We start from the raw sequence: 15593 nt of genomic DNA, 5'->3' as shown, positions 1-15593 counted from the left end.
GTGATGCGTGCTATCAGCTCATGCCTGGGGTAAAACTGGATCCAACGGCCAGTTTGTAGTCGGTCATATAACAGAGATGCAGCATGGATGGCGCTCACCTTCAACTCATGCCACAGGATGGCAGCTCGGTGCTTCTGGTAGTCGACGATTACCCAGAGAACCTCATCAGTATGCAAGCCTTGTTGTCGCGCCAGGATTGGCTGGTGCTGACGGCAAGTTCGGGCCGAGAAGCCCTGAGCGCATTGCTGGAAAACGATGTCGACCTGGTTTTACTGGATGTGCACATGCCTGAGATGGACGGCTTCGAAGTCGCTCGCCTGATGCGCGGCAGCCAGCGAACCCAACTCACGCCCATCATCTTCCTGACAGCCAACGAGCAGTCCCAGGCCGCCGTGTTGAAAGGCTACGCCAACGGCGCCGTGGACTACATGTTCAAGCCGTTCGACCCGCGGATTCTCAAGCCCAAGGTGCAGGCCCTGCTCGACCAGCAGCGCAATCGGCGGCGCCTGCAGGCGCTGACCCGTGAACTCGACGAGGCCCGCGCCTTCAATGCATCGATTCTGGACAATGCGGCCGAGGGTATTCTGGTGGTGGATGCCGGGGGCATCATCCGCTTCGCCAACCCGGCTATCTGCTCCCTGCTGGCAACGCCTATCGAACAGTTGCAGAACGTCGATCTGCTGGGGCTGTTGCAGCTGAGCACGCCGAGTACGTGGCAGGATTCGACGTTCCACCAAAGCTATCTGGCCAGGCGCATCCACCGCATGCATGACGCCCAGTTGCGTCGCCCGAGCGGCGAGCTGCTGCCGGTGGCCCTGTCATGTGCGCCCCTGCCTGCCGAGCAACAGGCGATGGTGGTAACCGTGCTGGACATGTCGGCGGTGCACAACCTGCACCAACAGCTCGAATACCAAGCCATTACCGACCCGCTCACCGGTCTGCTCAATCGCCGTGGGTTCTACCAGGCGGCCGAAGGGGCGTTGCTGCGCAATGAGCGTTCGGACCGGGCGCAGGCCTTGATGTACATGGACCTCGATGGCTTCAAGCGTATCAACGACTCCCTTGGTCATGATGCCGGTGACCGGGTCCTGCGCTGGGTGGCCGAGCAACTCAAGGATTGCCTGGGCAGTGAAGCGCTGTTGGCACGCATGGGCGGGGACGAATTCACCGCGCTGTTCGACGGCTTGCCCTATGCCGAGCAAGCCGGGCGCTACGCCGAGCGGCTGCTCGAGCGCATTGCCATCAGCCATCAGATCGATGGGCTGGACGTGTGCCTGGGCGTGAGCATCGGTATCGCCACGTACCCTGACTGCGGTGGCAACGTAGAAGGCTTGCTGCGCGCAGCCGATGCGGCCATGTACGCTGCCAAGCAGGCAGGGCGCCAGCAGTATCGCTTCTACGACCAGGAGCTCAATGGCCGCGCCCGCTCCCGCCTGATGCTCGAAGACGGCGTGCGTACAGCCATCGAGCAGCAGGATTTCACCCTGGTGTACCAGCCGCAAGTGGCCTTCGCCGATGGTCGCCTGCGCGGCTTCGAAGCCCTGCTGCGTTGGCAGCACCCCAGCGTTGGCGATGTGCCGCCAGGCCTGTTCATCCCCCTGCTCGAGGAGGCGCGGCTGATCAACCGCCTGGCCGGCTGGATCTACGGTCAGAGTGCTGCCCAGCGCCAGGCCTGGTATCAACGCTTTGCGACCGACATCGTGTTGGGCATCAGCCTGAGCCGGGCCCAGTTCGTCTCGCCAAGCCTGGTCGAGGAGCTGCAACGGGTCATCCAGCGCTATGGCCTGCAGCCGGCGCACCTGGAAGTGGAAGTGGCCGAAACCTCGCTCATGTACAACATCGATGCGGCGGTCAAGCAGGTCGACCGGTTGCGTGCGCTGGGTGTGCGGGTGGCGTTGGACGATTTCGGCGCCGGTGACTGTTCGCTGCGCATGCTGCGCGATTTGCCCATCGACACCCTGAAACTCGATCGCCACCTGGTGGCGCGCTTGCCGGACGCGTCGACCGATGCGGCGCTGGCACGCAGCGTCATCGGGCTGTGTGCCGATTACGGGATCACCGTGATTGCCGAGGGCGTTGAAACCCAGGCTCAGGCTCAATGGCTTAAAGCCGCAGGCTGCGAATACGTTCAGGGCTTTCTGGTAGCGCACCCCATGACAGCTGCCGATGCCGGCAACTTCCCGGCAATTTTCCCCTGGCCTGATCCGCTGGCGGGTTAGAATTGGCGCTCGTTACGCCGACCGTACTGCCATGACCGTCCTACGCTACCTGCAAGCCTACCCACCGCACCTGCAACAGCAAGTGCGGCAGATGATCGACAGCGACCGCCTTGGCGAGTACCTGCACAAGCGCTATCCAGAGCGCCACGAGGTACAAAGCGACAAGGCCCTGTACGGCTACGTCCAGGAACTGCGCCAGCGTTTTCTGCGCAGTGCACCGCCGCTGGACAAGGTGCTGTTCGACAACCGCCTGGACCTGACCCACCGGGCGCTGGGCCTGAACACTGCTGTCTCTCGCGTGCAGGGCGGCAAACTCAAGGCCAAGAAGGAGATCCGCATCGCCTCGCTGTTCAAGGAGGCCGCGCCGCAATTTCTACGCATGATCGTGGTGCACGAGTTGGCGCATTTGCGCGAGCGTGACCACAACAAGGCGTTCTACCAGCTCTGTCAGCACATGGAGCCGGACTACCATCAACTGGAATTCGACCTGCGCGTCTACCTGACCTATCGGGAATTGCCGGGCAACGCTTGAGGACCCCGCAGCATGGAAGTGAGCAAGACAAAAAGCAGTTTCTACCGCCGTCTTTACGTCGCCTGGCTGATCGACAGCCAGACCGCTACCAGCGTGCCTGCGCTGATGCAGGCTACGGGCATGCCCCGGCGCACGGCCCAGGACACCCTTGCGGCGCTGGCCGATCTGGACATCGTCTGCACCTTCGAGCAGCAGGAAGGCGCGCGCAATCACGCAGGTCACTACCGTATACAGGACTGGGGGGCCATCGACCGGCAGTGGATCGAGCTTCACCTGAATCAGGTACGCCAGGTACTGGGTTATCCCTGACCTGTACCCGCTAAGGCCGCTGCAATAAAAATCGCAGGTTCGGCCAGAATAGAGGCTAGATGACACTATTGGCCGCTGCCCCGGCCAGAGCCTTTGTGTAAGCTCATTCGCAGTGTACGTTTCTTCACCGCACAAGGGCTTGGGCATGCGGCTGATGCTTTGTGTTCTCGGGTTACTGGCCACTGTCATGGTGCCCCCGGCCGCAGCCGCCGCCAAGCTGCGGCTGGTATCGGACCATTGGCCGCCCTTCACTGACGCCAGCATGCCTGGCGGCGGTTTGGCCATCAGCATCGTGACCACGGCGCTGACGCGGGCGGGCTACAGCAGCAGCTTCGAGGAGGCACCCTGGGCGCGGGCCCTGGCAGGCGTCGGTGACGGCCGTTACGACATACTGATCAACGCCTGGCACAACGACGCGCGCGCACGCATCGGGCAGTTTTCCAGCGCCTACCTGAGCAACCGCATCCGCCTGCTGCAGCGCAAGGACGCGGGCCTGCATTACGAGCACCTCTCGGACCTGTACCCCTACAGCATCGCCGTGGTGCGTGATTACGCCTACTCGAGCGCGTTCGACGGCAATACCCGCTTGCACAAGGTTGCGGTCAGTACCTTTTCGTCCGCCGTGCGCATGCTGGCGGCGGGGCGTGTAAGCCTGGCCGTGGAGGACGAGTACGTGGCCCGCTATCACCTGCAGCGCGAGCCGGACAATGTGCGTGACAAGGTAGAGCTGATGGAGCCTGTACTGGGCGAGAACCCGCTGCACATCCTGGTCAGCCTGAAGCATCCGGACCACCAGTCGATCGTCGCGCGCTTCGATGCGGCCATCGCCGCCATGAAGGCCGATGGCAGTTATGACCGGTTATTGCATCAGTATGGGTTCTAGGCGAGCGGGGTGGCGTTCCCAGGCGCCGGCTTGGCAGTGGCTTCGGATTTCAGCTTCGCAGCTGATCATGGCCGGTCCGCAGCGCCTGGAGATTTGCCCGTCTTCGTAGGCAAAGCAGGCTATTTACCCTCGCGCCAGACCTAATGCGAGGCGTCACCTGCCGAAGCATCCTTCTTGATCAAATGCGCCGCCAACGTGCGCAAAGGGGCCAACTGGCGGCAGATCAATGCCAGTTGCGTCTGTACCAGGCGCTGATGTTCATCCACCTCCTCGGGCATCTGTTCAAGAGCGGTGGCGAGCGCTTCTTCGGCATCACTGTGAATCGCTACCGGTGAACGCGCCGCCAGGCCATTGGCTATCTCCTCAAGGCTGTTCGCCAGGCGGCTGCCCGCATCCTCGATCAAGTGCTCCCGTGCCTCGGCCGGTAGGGCCGTGTCGCGGTGGGCGCCCAGTCCCGACAGGTAGCTGAGCAGGGTGTGCGACAGCACCAGGAAGCGGAAGCCCACATCGGCCTCCTTGCGAAAGTGGCCAGGCTCCATGAGCATGTTGGCCAGGGTCGTCGACAGCGCTGCATCGGCATTGTGGGCATTGCGCCGCGCCAGGCGATAGGCCAGGTCGTCGCGCTTGCCGTAGGCGTATTGCTGCATGATCTGGCGCAGGTATTCGCTGGCGCAGATCAGCGTGTTGGCCAGCGCCTTGTTCAAGCGACGGCCTTGCCAGTCGGGCAGGAACAGGAACACGGCAAGGATGGCGATCAGGCTCCCGATCAGGGTATCGAACAGCCTTGGCAGGAACAGCCCGTAGCCATCGCCGATCTGGTTGAAACAGAACAGCACCATCAGTGTGATCGCGGCCGTGGCCAGGGTGTAGCGCGTGGTCCGGTTGACGAAGAACACCACCCCCGCCACGACCGCGAACAGCGACTGGATGACCGGGTTGGGGAACAGGTCGAACAGCGCCCAGCCAACGGTCAGGCCTACGGCGGTGCCGATGATGCGCTGCACCAGTTTACGCCGGGTCGCCCCGTAGTTGGGTTGGCACACGAACAGGGTGGTGAGGATGATCCAGTAGCCCTGGGTTGGGTGGATCAGGTGCACCATGCCGTAACCGATGGACAGGGCCAGCGGCAGGCGCAGAGCATGGCGGAACAGCAGCGAGGTGGGCGTCAATTGCGTGCGCAGGCGCTTGCCCATGTCCTTGAGCGAGCGCGGCGAGCGGTCCAGCAGGCTGCTGTCGCTGGCATCGGCCAGGCTGTCGGGATTGCTTGCAGCACCGAGCAGGCGATCGAGCGTGGCCAGGTTGGCCGCCAGTGCACGCAATGAGCGCAGCAGCCCGCGCCAGGCCGGGTTGTTCTGGCCGCGCAGGTGTTCGAGCGAAGCGTTGAGGTCTTCGAGTGCCTCGGTAAAGCCGCTGGCCAGCACGAAAGGTTGTCGCAGCCGAATCGAGCGTGCCAGCTCCTGGCACGAGGCGCCTTGCTTGCGCAGCAGGCGCTGGCACCGGAACATCACATCGCTGTGGAAGAAGGCTTCGGCCAGTGCATTGTAGGGGTAGTGGGAGGCGCTGACCCGCTCATGGATATCCTGGGCCAGGAAGTAGAGTTTCAGGTAGCGGCTGACCTTGGAGTTGGGTTGGCTGTTGCCCACCCGGTGCAGGATGATTTCCTTCGCCGCATTGAGGGCCGCCACCACCTTGCCATTTTGCTGGGCCAGTTCAAGCCGACGTGCCTCGACGTCCAGGGTGCGGACAGGCTCGAACAGGCTGGCCTTGAGCTTGAGGTAGCTGCCCAGTTCGAAGAACAGTTTCGCCAGGCTTTGCTGCACCGGCTGGTTGGAAAACAATGCCTGCCACAGCACCGAGAGCAGCCCATACCAGGCCGCACCCGCCACCAGCAGCATGGGTTCGTGCCAGAAGTCCGTCACCTGCCCGCCGCGCTGGTCCACACCGATCATCGTGTACACCGCTGTGATCAGCGTTGCCGATGCGATGGCGCCGTAGCGCTCGCCCAAAGCGCCCAGCATGGTCAAGGCAAACGCTGCCAGGGCCAGGGCGCAGACGAAGATCAGGGGGTAGGGGAACAGCAGTTCGACCGCGAGCGCCGCGATGGCAAAACACACCAGGGTGACCGCCAGGGCGCTGAGGCGGCCTTGCCAGCTGTCATCGGTTTCAGCCAGGGCACTGGCGATGATGCCCAGAAACAGCGGGATCAACAGGGCCATTTCGTTCTGGTGCCAGCACAGGGCAAGGCTGCCGGTAAGGGCAATGGTCACCCGGATGCTGTAGCTGAACTTGTCCTGGCCCCACAGGCGACGCAATGAATGACGTAACGAGCTCGATGACATGATGGCCTGCCGGGCAGTGATCGTAGAAATACCGTAGCGATGAGCGGGCAGCCAGATGCCCCGCCACCCGCTATTGAGCACGTGCCAGCAAGAAGCGTTCCGTGCTGCGCGTTGGATTCTACCCTAGACGAACTGCGCCGCGGCGTTGGCCGATGCCCAGGCCCACTGGAAGTTGAAGCCGCCAAGGTGCCCCGTCACGTCCAGCACTTCACCGATGAAGTAAAGCCCCGGGCTCTTGAGCGACTCCATCGTCTTGGACGAGACCTCACGGGTGTCCACGCCGCCCAGGGTCACTTCGGCGGTGCGGTAGCCTTCGGTGCCGGCAGGCACCAGTTGCCAGCGTGCCAGCTTGTCGGCGATCAGGGCCAGTTCGGCCGGTGTGTACTGCTTCATCGGCTTGGATTCGAACCACTGCTCGGCCAGCAAAGTGGCCAGCTTGCGCGTGAACACCTCGCCCAGTACGGTCCTGAGTTCAGCATTGCCGCGCTCGGTTTGCTGGGTGTGCAACCAGTCCAGCGCATCGCGGTCAGGCAACAGGTTGATCTCAAGCGTATCGCCAGCTTCCCAGAATGAAGAAACCTGCAAGATCGCCGGGCCGCTCAGGCCCCGGTGGGTGAACAGCAGATTTTCACGGAAGCTGGTGCCGTTGCAACTGGCGGTGCAGTCCAGCGAGGTGCCGGACAGTTCGGTGCACATGGCCTTGAGCTGGGGCTCGGTGATGGTGAACGGCACCAGGCCCGCGCGGGTTGGCAGCAAGGTATGGCCAAACTGTCGGGCCACCTGGTAGCCGAAACCGGTCGCACCCAACGTCGGGATGGACAGGCCGCCCGTCGCGATCACCAACGACTGGCAAGCGAATGGGCCAGTGCTGGTGCGCAGCAGGTAGCCGCTGTCGGTCTTGTCGATCTGCTCGATGCTGGTGTGCATGCGGATTTCGGCGCCGGCTTCGTCGCACTCGGCCAGGAGCATGTCAAGGATGTCACTGGCCTTGTTGTCGCAGAACAGCTGGCCCAGCTTTTTCTCGTGGTAGGGCACGCCATGCTTGCACACCAGCTCGATGAAGTCCCACTGGGTGTAACGCGCCAGGGCCGACTTGCAGAAGTGCGCGTTGTGCGAGAGGAAGTTGCTCGGCTCGGTGTACAGGTTGGTGAAATTGCAGCGCCCGCCGCCGGACATCAGGATCTTCTTGCCTGGCTTGTTGGCGTGGTCGAGCAGCAGGACCCGGCGGCCCCGGCGGGCGCTGAGCTGGGCACACATCAGGCCGGCAGCGCCTGCGCCCAGGATGATCACGTCGGTGGAGTGCACGGTGTTACCTCATCAATAGCCGCGGCCGTGTTGCAGCCCATCGCAGGCAAGCCAGCCCCCACAGGGACGGCACCGGCTTGAGGCCTGTGATGACCCTGTGGGGGCTGGCTTGTTTGCGACAGGCTGCAACGCGGCCCGAAATAAATGTCAGACGATGCGGACTTTCAGGGAGCGGCCCTTGATCTTGCCGCTATTCAAGCGCTGCATGGCCTGCTTGGCCAGTGCCCGCTCCACTGCCACAAATGCCTGGAAATCAAAGATCGCGATCTTGCCCACCTGCTTGCCGGGGATGCCGGCATCACCGGTCAGCGCACCGAGGATATCGCCCGGGCGCAGCTTGTCCTTGCGCCCGGCTGCGATGCACAGCGTGCTCATGACCGGCAGCAGTGGCTCGCCGCCTTTGTTCTTGAGGCTGTCCAACAGGTCCCAGCGCAGCGGGCTCTTCTGCAAGGCTTCGATGGCCTGGGCGCGATGGCCTTCGGCAGGCGCGACCAGGCTGACCGCGATACCCTTCTCGCCAGCGCGGCCCGTGCGGCCCACCCGGTGCACGTGGATTTCGGCATCACGCGCCAGTTCCACGTTGATGACCATGTCCAGGCCGTCGATATCCAGGCCACGGGCGGCCACATCGGTGGCCACCAGCACCGAGCTGCTGCGGTTGGCGAACATGGTCAGCACCTGGTCGCGGTCACGCTGCTCCAGGTCACCGTGCAGCGCCTGGGCCACGATGCCCTTGGCCGTGAGGTGGGCCACCACGTCCTCGCACTGCTGCTTGGTGAAGCAGAACGCCACGCAGGACTGGGGACGATAATGGGCCAGCACACGGGTCACCGCCTCAAGGCGCTGCTCGGGGGCGATTTCGATGAAGCGCTGCTCGATCTGGTTGTCGGTATGCAGGCTCTCGACCCTGACCTGCTGCGGGTCGCGCATGAAATCGGCCGCCAGCTGCTTGATGCTGGAGGGGTAGGTGGCGGAGAACAGCAAGGTCTGGCGGCGCGCTGGGGTCTTGGCGATGATGCTGGCGATGGCATCGAAGAAGCCCATGTCGAGCATGCGGTCGGCTTCGTCGAGGATCAGCGTGTTCAGGCCGCCCAAAACCAGCGTGCCCTTGTCCAGGTGCTGCTGGATGCGGCCCGGGGTGCCGACGATGATGTGCGCACCGTGCTCCAGGGAGGCGATCTGAGGGCCCAGCGACACGCCGCCACACAGCGTCAGGATCTTGATGTTGTCTTCGGCACGGGCCAGGCGACGCAGTTCCTTGGCCACCTGGTCGGCGAGCTCGCGCGTGGGGCACAGCACCAGCGCCTGGCAGCCGAAGTACCGAGGGTTGATCGGGTTGAGCAAGCCGATACCAAAGGCGGCGGTCTTGCCGCTCCCGGTCTTGGCCTGGGCGATCAGGTCCTGGCCCTTGAGAATGACCGGCAGGCTCTGGGCCTGGATCGGCGTCATCGAGGTGTAGCCGAGGGCGTCCAGGTTGGCCAGCATGGCGGCGGACAACGGCAAGGTGGCAAAGGCGGTGGAATCGGTGGTCACGAGGCGGGCCTACGGTGCGAAGCGAAAAATGCTGCACAGTCTACCAGCCCCGACGCCATTCGCCCTAAGACTCCACGTGCTCTTCCGGACGACGGGCACGCCTTCCGTCCGTCGGCGCCAGTTGCAGGAAGATGGCCGCCGCCAGCATGGCCATGATGCCAATGGTGAAGAACGTCAGCTGGAACGCACCCAGGGTGGTTTCCACGCCTTCGGCGCTGCCTGCTGCCGTGAAACCGCCCAGCAGCGCACCGGCACAGGCCACCCCCAGGCTCAGCGACAGCTGGGCGACCACCGACAACAAGCTGTTGCCGCTACTGGCGCTGGCATCGTCCAGGTCGATCAGCGTCACCGTGTTCATGGCAGTGAACTGCAGGGAATTCACGGCGCCCAGCAGGCCAAGTTGCACCAGCAGCAGCCAGTACGGGGTCTGCTCGTCCACCAGGCCCAGGCCGGCCAGCAGTACGCCCAGCAGCACCGTATTGCCGGTCAGGATGATGCGATAACCAAGGCGTTCGATCAGCGGCCTGGCCACGGACTTGGCGACCATGGCCGCCGCCGCCAAGGGGATCATGCTCATGCCCGCCTGTGCCGGTGAATAGCCAAGCGCTACCTGCAGCAGCAGCGGTACCAGGAACGGCAGTGCCCCGCTGCCCAGGCGGGCGAACAGGTTGCCCAAGATACCGATGGCGAAGGTACGTACCCGGAACAGGCTGGGAGAGAACAACGGCTCCGGGTCGCGCCCGGCCCGCAGCCAGTAGGCCGCCAGGCAGGCCATGCCGGCGAACAGCAGCAACATGACGCGCAAGTGCGGCAGGTGCAGCTCGCCCAGGCCTTCCATGGCGATAGTGATCAGCACCATCGCGGCGCCGAACAGCAAAAAGCCCGGCCCGTCGAACGTAGTGCGCTCGGCGCCGCGCAGGTCGGGTATGAACTTCCAGACGGCGTAGCAGCCCAGCAGGCCGACCGGCAAGTTGAGCAGGAAGATCCAGTGCCAGCTCAGGATCTCCACCAGCCAGCCACCTACCGTCGGGCCCAGCAATGGCCCGAGCAGACCGGGGATGGTGATGAAACTCATGATGCGCACCAGTTCGGTGCGAGGGTAGGCACGCAGCACCACCAGCCGGCCGACCGGCAGCATCAGCGCCCCGCCGAGCCCCTGCACGATCCGCGCGAAGATCAAAAAGCCCAGGCTGTTGGCCACCGCGCACAGCAACGAACCGAAACTGAACAGCAAGATGGCACTGAAAAAGATGCGCTTGGTGCCGAAACGGTCGGCGATCCAGCCCGAGGCGGGGATCAGCAAGGCCACGGTGAGCATGTACGAAATGATCACACCCTGCATGCGCAGGGGGTCTTCGGCCAGGGATCGGGCCATGGCGGGCAGGGCGGTGTTGAGAATGGTGCCGTCCAGCGACTGCATGAAGAAGGCGATCGCCACCACCCATGGCAGCCAGCGGGCGGTGATGGGGTCGAGCGGGGTGCGTTCGGGCATGACGTCCTCGTCTGTCTGTACTGGCCTCTTCACGGCGAACGCCGCGCCTACGGGGCAAGGCAGGCGTGGCGACCGCCATGAAGGGGCCGGCAAATTCCAATCACAATGTCAGCGTCAGCGCTTTGACCAGCGCGCCCGGCAAATGACTCGATCCGGTACTGCGTTGCCCATAGGTACTGGTGGAGAGGATCAGCTCCCGCTCGCACGTCAGCGCCTCCAGTTGGTCGCCCAGCAGGTTGTACAGGCTGTCATCGAAGCGCATCGTGTTCACCGGCCCCTGGATCTGCCCGTCCTGCACCCAGAACGTGGCGAAGCGGGTCAGGCCGGTCATGCGCGCTGCGGGCAGGTCGGAGTAGTTCAAGTACCAGAGGTTACTGATGTAAAGGCCGGTGCCGAGCCGCGCCAGGACCTGTCCACGGGGTAATTGGCCGGGTGCGAGGCTGAGTGCGCAGGGCGACTCGTAGCTGTCGGCACCATTGGCCAACACCCCGAATTCGGCTGCGCTGCGCGCGCAGGCCAGGCGTTGTGCTGGTTTGCCCTGCTCGATCAGCGCCACGTCCAGGCGCGGTGAACCTTCGTCGGAGAACGCCGGGCTCAATGAGCCGCTGACCTGCTCGGTGAAGCTGATCAGTGGGCTGAGTGTGGCATCACCGCTGTACAAACGCTGCAAGGCACTGCTGCCGGTCGCCAGGGCCTGCGCCGAGAAACCGCCCCAGCACAGCATGCCGGCGATTTCGTCCATGGCCGCAGGCGCCAGGTAGGCGCGGTAGCTGCCGGGTTGGAGTACCACCGGCGCACGCCCCAAGTGGCCTAACTGCGCCCGAGCCTGGCGCAGGCGAGCGGTGAAGTCGTCGGCGCGCCATACCTGCCCGGCATAGTTGGCCTTGACCGCCTGGCCGCTCTCGTGGAACAGGCTCCAGTCGATGTTGAAGCTATTGGCCTGGTGCCAGCCAAAGGCGCCGAATGAGCTGGCGAAACCGCGCCAGATCGGGCCTGCGGCATAAATGCCGACCAGGTCTAGGTCACCGGCTTCCTGTTCCAGCAGGGCCAGCACCTCATTCAGGTCGGGCAGGGCCTGCGTCTGTTGGCTGTCACTGCGCCAGGCACTGTCATCCAGGCTCAGGTACGGGTCTGCTGCCAGCAGTGGCAGCATCTGGCGCAGTTGCGACAGGGCGTCGAGCAAGCGCTGGCGGTCCAGGTGCCTATCACCGCTAAGGGTCAGCTGTTGCTCGGCCTGACGACCGGCGTGGATCAGACGCAGGTGAGCACTGGCCTGGCTTACCTCGCCCGCCTGACGGACCTTGGCGTGGTTCAAGCGCACGAACTGCGACTGCTCGGCGCTCAACCCCAGGGTGTAGTGTTCGCCTGCCTGAAGGGCAGAGCCCAGGGTGTCGATGAGGGATTGGAAGGCCTGTTTCATCATGCATCTCCTCCAAACACGTCGATGGCGCTGAACACGCAAGCCGGCGAGGCGTGGCCGACCCGGATCACCTGGTTGGGCTCGCCCTTGCCGCAATTTGGGGTACCCAGGACCTGGAAGGTGCTGCGGTCGCCGACGGCGGCCAGGTTGCGCCAGAACCGTGCGGAGATGCCGCGGTAGTTGGGGTTCTTCACGATGCCCTTGAGTTCGCCATGTTCGATCAGTTGGCCCCATTCGCAGCCGAACTGGAACTTGTTGCGCGCATCGTCGATGGACCAGGACCGGTTGGTGCGCATCAGGATGCCATGCTCGATTCCTGCGATCAGTTGATCCAGGGATTGATCACCCGGCTCGATGTTCAGGTTGGCCATGCGGTCGATCGGCGCCCGGTTCCAGCCGCAGGCGCGGCTGTTGGCCACGCCGCCCAGACCAGAGCGGAACTGGGAAAGGGCACCGCCCAGCGGGCGCAGCAGCACGCCGTCCTGAATGAGAAATTGCTTGCTGGCCGGCGTGCCATCGTCGTCGTGGCTGTAGCTGGCCAGCTCTTCGCTCAAGGTCGGGTCGAAGGTTACGTTCAGCAGGGAGGAACCATATTGCAACCGGCCAAAGTCGGCGGCTTTGACGAAGCTGGTCCCGGCGTAGTTGCGCTCGTCGCCCAGGATGCGATCCATCTCCAAGGGGTGGCCGATGGACTCGTGGATCTGCAGCATCATCTGGTCAGGCATCAACAACAGGTCGCGCACGCCGCTGGGCGTGTTCGGCGCCAGCAGCAATTGCAGGGCCTGGTCGGCAACCTGCCGGGCAGCGCCCCTCAGGCCGCAGCGCTCGATGATTTCGAAGCCACCCTGCTGACCGAAGTTCTCCCTGCCCAGGCTGCGGCTCTGGCTGTCCTGGCCATCGCTGGCCGTCACCGCCAGGCCAGGGAACAGAAAGCGCTGGGCCTGGCGCAGTTCGGCACCGGCCGAGTTCAGGTACGTCTGCTCCACCAGGCTCATGCCAAGGCTCGCCTGCCAGTCCACCAGGCGTGAGTCCGACGGCACGCTGGCCGATTCTTCGGCGAGCAGGCCAAGGCAGTCGGCAAGGCCCGGCATGGGCTGGTCGAAATGAGGCGAGAGGTAATCGTGACGCCCGGTGGGCACAGGCTGATCGCGCAGGTCCAGCAGGCTGTAGCGGGCAATCTGTCGAGCGAGGTTTTCAGCCTGCTCCAATGCGCGCTGAAGGCCGCTTTGGGACAGATCGGCCGTGGCAGCGTAGGCCTCCACCCCGTTGATGCGCACGGTCAGCATGGCGCCCTCGTCCTGGCTCAAGGCAGGCGGTTCGGCAACGTTACGGCGCACGGACAAGGCCTGGTGCGACTGTCTGACATGGCGCAAGGAAAACAGATCGGCCGTGCTGCGCAGGGCGGCGAAGCGCTGGCGCAGCAGGGTGCTGGAATCGAACATGGACAAGCCTCCGGATACACGGTGGCCCCCTGGAACCACGCGCTGGGCAATGCCAAGGCGGGCCGCGCTACGGGCTCGGGCAATGCCGGGTCATTATGGCAGCCTGCTGATGTGCTGGTCAGGCATTAACGGTCGTTTGCGTTGCTGCGAACCCTTAGTCGGCTTCTTTTTGTATGGCAGCCTTGAGCAGTGCGTGCAAGTGCACTGCCACAGGGTGCGCGGTGTCCGTCAACAGGTAGATGCCGTGCGGGGGAAGCGCCGGCAGATCCTGGTCTTGCAAAAAGACGAGCGCGTCGTCGGCTTCGAGCGCCTCGACGATGCCAACTGCCAGGCCACTTTTGACGCAGGCCAGTACCGCATGCCAGTTGGCACTTTCCAGCAGGATACGGTACGCGATGCCTTTGGCCTTCAATGCCTGGAGCGCTGCCTCCCGGTATGGACAGCCCTTTAATTGCAATGCCAGGGGTAGCGGGCGGCTGTCATCGCGGATGAAGCCCTTCGCGGCAGCCCAACGGGGTTCTGTGGAGCGCAGCCAGTCACCCTGCTGGATCTGCTCGCTGCTGACCGCCACGGCCAGGTCCAGCTGCTGCCTGGCAAACAAGTCCAGCAACTGCGCGCTGGAGCACGCCACAGCTTCTAGCTCCATCTTCGGATTACTGGCAACGAACACCGGCAGACACTCACTCATGAGCGTGGCGGCATAGCCGTCCGGTACTCCTAGACGGACTTTGCCGGTCAGCTGCCGGGGAGACAGCGTCGCCAGCAGCTTGTCGTGGGCGATCAGAAAGCGTGTCGCCTCGCCCAGCAGATGCCGGCCTGCGGGCGTGAGCGCCACTGCCTGGTTGCTACGCGCAAACAGCTGTTGGCCAACCTGCTCTTCGAGCTTTTGTATCTGCGTGGTCACCGCTGAAGGGCTGCGATGGACATAGTCTGCCGCTGCGTTGAAACGACCGAGTCGAGCCACGGCCTGGAAAGTTCTCAACACATTGATATCTAGACCTTTGCCCATGAAACCACCTGATTTGGCTGGATCGAATCAGCACTTCGATTTAATCAACTGTACAGGCTTTATAGCCCCTCTTAACGTGAGGTCAAAGCGTGCGCCACTGCCGAAATGCAAAGGAATGATACGGATGAGCCTGAACGACTTTGTTGTAGACGCTCTTGTGCATACCCCTTCCTATCAACGGGCACGGTTATGGTCCGTCGAAAACCACGAGAAATACTCAACCCTCGCGCCGCCTGAACAGGGCACTCAAGACACCTACCGCTTCAACCACGAGATATTTTTGCTCATGCGCGCCCTCAACGAGCAGGGCTTGAATGAACCTGGCTTGTGCGCCGATGCGCAAGGCAGGGGACCACTGCGCAGCGTTATTGGTGATGTAGCACAACGACTGGCTGCTCTAGGCCGCGACCGCAGTGCTCACTACGTTGAACTAGGGCCGGAACCGGTCAAGAGTGCTTGTTTGCTCAAGCATATGGCTGACACCTGTACGGCCGTTCGCTACACCGCCATCGACATCAATCAGACTTCCGAACCGGCCATGAGGGATGCCCTGGGTCCGATCCTGAGCGCCCAGGGCAGCTTCAACTATATCGCTGCCGACTATCGCACCGTGACCCGCGAAGCGTTGCATCCTGATGAGGACATCACACTGATTACCTTGCTGGGCTTCCAGGAAGGCAATGAATGGCCGGTCAGTACGGGCAGACTGATTCGTACATTGGCCGGCAAAGGGACCTACGTTCTTTCTGAAATGCAGGTATACGAGCCTGGCCTGGAGCAAACCATTCTCGGTTTCTACGCCAATGCCAATATGGTTCAGTTCTCCCGTTTGGTTGCCCTGCAACAAGGTTTCTGCCCCATGGCTGAGCATGAAGCCTTGCTGGTGCCCCTGCGCATACTCGACGAAACCGTTTATGTGGCAGTCACCTTGCAGCCTGTCCTACACGGGCAAACAGAGGGGTTCCTGTTGACCAACATCTGTCTGAAATTCACCCCGGAGCAGTTTCGCCGCACCCGGGCTCGGCATTGCAACTGCAGGGTGGTCGATGAATTTGCCAGCGGTGATGGTTCGGTGCGCTATCAGATCGCTGAATACCTCCAATAGCGTGA

General features: G+C 63.3%; 12 protein-coding genes. 5 read left to right on the top strand and 7 right to left on the bottom strand.

Annotation, left to right across the window (positions count from 1 at the left end):
* Positions 1-83 precede the first annotated feature (83 nt).
* The 4 genes from FH041_RS15490 to FH041_RS15475 all read left to right on the top strand — a co-directional run bounded on the left by FH041_RS15490 (position 84) and on the right by FH041_RS15475 (position 3943).
* Complete coding sequence (locus FH041_RS15490) at positions 84-2219, top strand: bifunctional diguanylate cyclase/phosphodiesterase (RefSeq protein WP_027914008.1); 2136 nt, start codon at positions 84-86, stop codon at positions 2217-2219.
* 31 nt (positions 2220-2250) lie between these two features.
* Positions 2251-2751 carry a M48 family metallopeptidase gene (locus tag FH041_RS15485; protein WP_140174825.1) on the top strand — a complete coding sequence of 167 codons (501 nt, stop codon included), beginning with the start codon at positions 2251-2253 and terminating at the stop codon, positions 2749-2751.
* 12 nt (positions 2752-2763) lie between these two features.
* Complete coding sequence (locus tag FH041_RS15480; protein WP_027914007.1) at positions 2764-3060, top strand: helix-turn-helix domain-containing protein; 297 nt, start codon at positions 2764-2766, stop codon at positions 3058-3060.
* Positions 3061-3205: 145 nt separating this feature from the next.
* Positions 3206-3943, top strand: coding sequence for an ABC transporter substrate-binding protein (locus tag FH041_RS15475; protein WP_027914006.1), 738 nt, complete (start codon positions 3206-3208; stop codon positions 3941-3943).
* A 140-nt stretch (positions 3944-4083) separates the two neighbouring features.
* On the opposite strand, the gene yccS is transcribed toward FH041_RS15475, so the two are convergent.
* The 7 genes from yccS to FH041_RS15440 all read right to left on the bottom strand — a co-directional run bounded on the left by yccS (position 4084) and on the right by FH041_RS15440 (position 14483).
* Positions 4084-6282 (bottom strand): YccS family putative transporter, encoded by a 2199-nt coding sequence (yccS, locus tag FH041_RS15470; RefSeq protein WP_128610987.1) that lies wholly within the window; start codon positions 6280-6282, stop codon positions 4084-4086.
* A gap of 123 nt (positions 6283-6405) precedes the next feature.
* Entirely contained in the window at positions 6406-7587 is a 1182-nt protein-coding gene (locus FH041_RS15465; RefSeq protein ID WP_140174823.1) for an NAD(P)/FAD-dependent oxidoreductase, read from the bottom strand.
* A gap of 147 nt (positions 7588-7734) precedes the next feature.
* Positions 7735-9072, bottom strand: coding sequence for an ATP-dependent RNA helicase DbpA (gene dbpA, locus FH041_RS15460; RefSeq protein WP_230396040.1), 1338 nt, complete (start codon positions 9070-9072; stop codon positions 7735-7737).
* A gap of 112 nt (positions 9073-9184) precedes the next feature.
* Positions 9185-10612 carry a multidrug transporter subunit MdtD gene (gene mdtD, locus FH041_RS15455; protein WP_023533030.1) on the bottom strand — a complete coding sequence of 476 codons (1428 nt, stop codon included), beginning with the start codon at positions 10610-10612 and terminating at the stop codon, positions 9185-9187.
* 100 nt (positions 10613-10712) lie between these two features.
* Positions 10713-12032: a TldD/PmbA family protein gene (locus tag FH041_RS15450; protein ID WP_128611145.1), complete on the bottom strand. Its 1320-nt coding sequence runs from the start codon at positions 12030-12032 to the stop codon at positions 10713-10715.
* A complete protein-coding gene (locus tag FH041_RS15445; protein WP_125922194.1) occupies positions 12032-13474 on the bottom strand; it encodes a TldD/PmbA family protein in 1443 nt (480 codons plus the stop codon). Before FH041_RS15445 ends, FH041_RS15450 begins: the two co-directional genes overlap by 1 nt.
* A gap of 154 nt (positions 13475-13628) precedes the next feature.
* Positions 13629-14483: a LysR family transcriptional regulator gene (locus FH041_RS15440; RefSeq protein WP_128610984.1), complete on the bottom strand. Its 855-nt coding sequence runs from the start codon at positions 14481-14483 to the stop codon at positions 13629-13631.
* Here FH041_RS15440 and FH041_RS15435 point away from each other — a divergent pair.
* On the top strand, positions 14482-15588 hold the full coding sequence (locus tag FH041_RS15435) for a hypothetical protein (protein ID WP_257225201.1): 1107 nt from the start codon (positions 14482-14484) through the stop codon (positions 15586-15588). The two genes, FH041_RS15440 and FH041_RS15435, sit on opposite strands and share 2 nt — an antisense overlap.
* The last annotated feature ends 5 nt before the right edge of the window (positions 15589-15593 follow it).

It is taken from the genome of Pseudomonas sp. SWI7 (assembly GCF_006351945.1).
GTDB lineage: Bacteria > Pseudomonadota > Gammaproteobacteria > Pseudomonadales > Pseudomonadaceae > Aquipseudomonas > Aquipseudomonas fulva.
This window is presented reverse-complemented; position numbering and strand designations above follow the sequence as displayed.